At 50.4% G+C, this 4,810-nt stretch carries 5 protein-coding genes; 3 read left to right on the top strand and 2 right to left on the bottom strand.

Features of this window, described 5'->3' with window-relative positions:
• The first annotated feature begins 88 nt into the window (after positions 1-88).
• The gene (locus tag AC06ND_RS04815) at positions 89-718 is read left to right on the top strand and encodes a hypothetical protein (protein WP_475677856.1); all 630 of its coding nucleotides are present in this window, start codon (positions 89-91) and stop codon (positions 716-718) included.
• Between the two features lie 115 nt (positions 719-833).
• Positions 834-1,433: a hypothetical protein gene (locus tag AC06ND_RS04810; protein WP_475677855.1), complete on the top strand. Its 600-nt coding sequence runs from the start codon at positions 834-836 to the stop codon at positions 1,431-1,433.
• 303 nt (positions 1,434-1,736) lie between these two features.
• On the opposite strand, the gene AC06ND_RS04805 is transcribed toward AC06ND_RS04810, so the two are convergent.
• Together AC06ND_RS04805 and AC06ND_RS04800 are read right to left on the bottom strand one after the other, a co-directional pair.
• Complete coding sequence (locus tag AC06ND_RS04805; RefSeq protein WP_475677854.1) at positions 1,737-2,165, bottom strand: DUF3127 domain-containing protein; 429 nt, start codon at positions 2,163-2,165, stop codon at positions 1,737-1,739.
• A 4-nt stretch (positions 2,166-2,169) separates the two neighbouring features.
• On the bottom strand, positions 2,170-2,928 hold the full coding sequence (locus tag AC06ND_RS04800) for an FKBP-type peptidyl-prolyl cis-trans isomerase (RefSeq protein WP_475677853.1): 759 nt from the start codon (positions 2,926-2,928) through the stop codon (positions 2,170-2,172).
• Between the two features lie 120 nt (positions 2,929-3,048).
• Here AC06ND_RS04800 and recQ point away from each other — a divergent pair.
• The coding region (gene recQ / locus AC06ND_RS04795; protein WP_475677852.1) for a DNA helicase RecQ at positions 3,049-4,810 on the top strand (1,762 nt) is incomplete at its 3' end.

Genomic DNA, 4,810 nt, shown 5'->3' with positions numbered 1-4,810 from the left:
TCCCTGCCTATATTGATGCAGCTGACCCTCATCGCAGCATATATAATATTTCATGCACTTCCTATAATCTTTATCCTAAGATATGCTTATGTCATATAATTTAGATGGGGACCTATTCTCCGAGGGAATCCGTCATGAGGAAGGCAGCGTGCCTCGCTGGGGCGGGAAGATATCGGAGACAAGTTGGAGGAAGCCTGGCGAAACATCGGACAGGGAATACAAGTACAGATACGACAGCCTCGCAAGGCTGAGGGAGGCGGAGTATTCGGACATCTCCGGCACCGGGCTGTTCTCCGAGACCTACCGATATGACATCAACGGCAACATAACCTCGAGGAGGACTCAGGACCAGCTAACGGACGGGGTCGGTAATGGCGCATTGACGTTCTATATCAGACGCAAGTCATACTACGGCAACAGGATGAGGTCGATGCCGATGGGCGCGGAGACCTACGATGCCTGCGGAAGGCTGACCGGGGAGTCGTCGGGCAGAGTACGGAGCACCCTGTACAACGAGATCGGGTTACCGCAGGAGATGACGCTGTCGGACGGCTCGACGGTGAATGTCGTTTATGCAACTGACGGAAGGAAGCTCAGGGAGAGGGTGACCTCGTCGGGAACCACCGTGATACGCAACTACTCCGGAAACTGCATCTTCACGGCGACCGCGCTCAGCAAGGTGCTCTTCGACCGAGACCGGACTCTACGACAAGCTTAGAGACCCTAGAGACCCTGAAAACAAGGAGCTATCATTTACCATAAAAGGGCTTTCACCAAATGAAGCCTCAGAAATGGCAGCATATTACAACTATCATAAGAATTAGGATACAGACATGACAACGTTAATAAAGTTTTTTTCTATTGTAATGGCGTCCTCTATAATAATCAACGAGGCCATAACATCTGATTATCTTAAAGTATTTTACTATCGATACCCGGAACAATTATATTCAACGAGTATGTTAGATGCTACAGCATTTCTAGAAAAAGTAGAATATGACCGAAATAAAAAGCCGTCTGAGGAAATGAGAATTGTTGCTTTTCCTGACAACGTACATATAGATGAAGACAGGAAACAACAGATACGAGATTCTATATTGTCACTCGCGTGGTGGTATGAAGAATCAGAATCAGTTGATAGTATCGTCATAACTAACCCTGCGACGGTAAGAAAGCATTTACGTCGTTTTGCCAAGATCAGCCAAAATTCTGAAATTTATGAGACGCCGGGTAACTACGCATTTTACTTGGTGTTGACAAAAGTTGGTTCACAATATGATACAATCGTCGTTGACAAGTGGCGTGATTACCCGATTCTTTATGACGGCAAATATCTGAAAAATGAAAAATTCTATGACTACCTAGTGCGCCTTATAGGCTCCTACGATAAAATATGGAAGAAAAGAATGAAGTCCAATGAATTGGTGATCTGAGACTTAAGTTCTGCTTTTTTTCTTTGAGATTCCCGTAGAGAAAGATGCCATTTCAGTGCGTCAGTTATTATTCAACGGGTACCATGAGATGCTATTACAAGAAGACATGTGCTAATATGACTCTCATTTTCGCCTCATTATCTCCTGATGTGAAATTTTATGTAGAGTATTGAAAGAACATAAGTGAAAGGTAAGCTTAATCTCATCGGAGAACAGTATAGCGGTGGGGACGGAATTCGAATAGATATAATTAAGGGTGACCGTCAAGGTCACCCTTAATTGTATTTATGTGCTGAAAAATCCTTAGAATGGGAGATCGTCAGCATTGTCTGCCGGCATATCTTCGATCGAAGGTGCAGGAGCTACAGGCGCGAATCCTGCAGGAGCTGCTGGCTGGTATGCGCGAGGTGCGGGTGCCGGAGCGGCAGCAGCCGGAGCATCGGCAGGAGACATACCTGCGAGCTCGATTCTCCATGCGCGGATGTCGTTGTACCACCTGCCGTTGAACTCTCGGCTGGAAAGGTTGAACTGGATCTTTACCTTGTCGCCTACATTGAACCTGTTGAGGTCGTTGACCTTGTCCTCGCCCCATACGTTCATGCATACCTGGTTAGGGAAGTTACCGTCCTGATATTCGACGATGAATTCCTGCTTCTGCCATGGACCACGAGCCGAAGTTCCCTGGGTAACAGGGAGCTTGCGTGTAATCTTGCATTCGAGTTCCAATGCCATGGTCTTACTGGGCTATGTGACGTACCTCAGAAACCTCTACCTCGAAGATGAGAGTTGAGTTAGGCTCGATCGCACGGTTGCCGCGCTGGCCGTATGCGAGGTCAGAAGGGATGTAGAGCTCGATCTTGCCACCCTCACCGACATACTGGATACCCTCGGTCCAACCTGGGATCACACGGTCGAGGAGCATCATGATAGGCTCGCCCTCTGGGCTTGCGTCGAACTCCTTGCCGTCGATGGTGGTACCGCGGTAGCTAACGAGAACGGTGTCCTGAGCTGCTGCGTGGTTGTCGTTACCGGCCTCGATGATCTTGTACTGGAGGCCACTCTCGGTCTCTACGACGCCGTCCTTCTTCTTGTTGGCTGCGAGGAACTTCTCGCCTGCGCGCCTGTTGACCTCAGCCATGTATTCGCTCCTCTTGGTGAGGAACTTGTTGAATACCTCGTTCATGAGGTCTGGGTTGACCTTGAACTGCTCGTTGTAGCCCTCTGAACCTGGCTCGCCCTCAGCGTTGATGAAGTCCATCATACCCTTGCGCATCTGTGCGTAGTTGAGGTCGTTACCGAAATCGTTAGACTTGATGAAGTAACCGAACTGGATACCGATGAGGTAGCTTGTAGAGTCGATCTCAGCTGCGGTAGGAAGGATATCCTTGAGATCCTTGACGAGGCTAGGATCTGCAACGTCAGCTGACTTGCCGGTGCAGGCAGCGATAAGTGCGCTTGCTGCAAAAGCTGCTGCTAATACTTTGATTGCTTTCATTTTGTTATATCTTTAAGTTTTTGTCCATATAATGGGTCGCAAATATCGCAAAAATATTCCAAACAATTTTTGTCACCGTGGAAATATATCATTAACTTAGATGAAAATATCGGATTATTTATGGTGATAGACTCAGAGACCCTTCACTCCAAGCTTAAGGAATTCTTCGGCTTTACGACCTTCAAGGGTGACCAGGAGCAGATAGTGACCCACCTCGTATCTGGCAAGGACGCTTTCGTCCTCATGCCGACGGGCGGTGGCAAGTCGCTTTGTTACCAGCTTCCGGCTCTCGTGATGGAAGGAACCGCAATCGTGATCTCTCCTTTGATTGCGCTCATGAAGAACCAGGTGGACGCCATCCGCGGCTTTGTCGCCGGCAATGACGGCATCGCCCACTTCCTCAACTCCTCACTCTCCAAGGCTCAGATCGCAGAGGTGAAGGAAGATCTTCTTTCCGGCGTGACGAAACTTCTCTATGTCGCCCCAGAGTCCCTTACCAAGGCCGAGAACGTGGCCTTCCTGAAGACTCTGAAGATTTCTTTCTATGCAATCGACGAGGCTCACTGTATCTCGGAGTGGGGTCATGACTTCCGCCCTGAGTACAGGAAGATACGTCCTATTGTGGAGGAGATAGGCGTAGCTCCGATAATCGCCCTCACCGCTACCGCGACCCCGAAGGTGCAGAACGACATCCAGAAGAACCTCGGCATGCTCGACGCGAAGGTCTTCAAGTCGTCCTTCAACCGTCCTAACCTCATGTACGAGATCAGGGACAAGTCTGATCCGAAGAAGGAGATAGTCCGATTCATCAAGCAGAATCCCGGCAAGTCCGGAATCATATATTGCCTCAGCCGCAAGAAGGTCGAGGAGCTCGCCCACCTGCTGAACATAAACGGTATCAAGGCGCTGCCTTACCACGCCGGTCTCGACGCCAGCGTGAGAGCCGCGAACCAGGACGCCTTCCTCATGGAGGACATTGACGTCATAGTGGCGACCATAGCCTTCGGAATGGGCATCGACAAGCCTGACGTGCGTTTCGTGATCCACTATGACATTCCGAAGAGCATAGAGGGCTACTATCAGGAGACCGGTCGTGCAGGCCGTGACGGCAGGGAAGGCCGCTGCATCACCTTCTACAGCTACAAGGACATCCAGAAGCTCGAGAAGTTCATGCAGGGCAAACCTGTTTCAGAGCAGGAGATCGGCCGCCAGCTCCTGAACGAGGTTGTCGCCTATGCCGAGAGCAACCAGTGCCGCAGGAAGCTTCTCCTCAACTATTTCGGAGAGGAATATCATGAGGAAAACTGCGGATGCTGTGACAACTGCCTCAACCCTAAGAAGACCTTCGACGGCAAGGAAGAGATGTCTCTCATCCTTTCTCTCATCGAGGCCCTTCCGGAGAGATTCAAGATCGAACACCTTGCGCAGATACTTGCAGGAGAGTCTTCTGCAATCATCAAGTCATACAACCACGACAAGCTCGAGTTCTTCGGAGAAGGACGTGACCACGGAGCGAGATTCTGGATGGCACTCATGCACCAGGGCCTCATTCTCCATTTCCTCGAGAAGGACATCGAGTCGTACGGCCTCATATCCGTGACCGAGGCCGGACATGCATTCCTGGAGCACCCGACCACTCTCATGCTCACCGCAGACCGCGAATTCGTGGAGGGTGAGGACGATGACGAGGAAGGCGAGGGCCCTAAGACCGGTGGCAGCGGAGAAGGTGGCGACCCGGTGCTCCTCTCCATGCTGAAGGATCTCAGGAAGGATCTCTCGAAGAGGATGAAGCTCCAGAGCTGGATCATCTTCAGCGACGCTTCGCTCGAGGACATGAGCATCATGTACCCTATTACCATTGACGAACTGAAGAACTGCCAGG

The organism is Candidatus Cryptobacteroides sp. (assembly GCF_056207615.1).
Note: the sequence above shows the minus strand (reverse complement) of the source record. Positions and strands in the feature narration are given on the sequence as shown.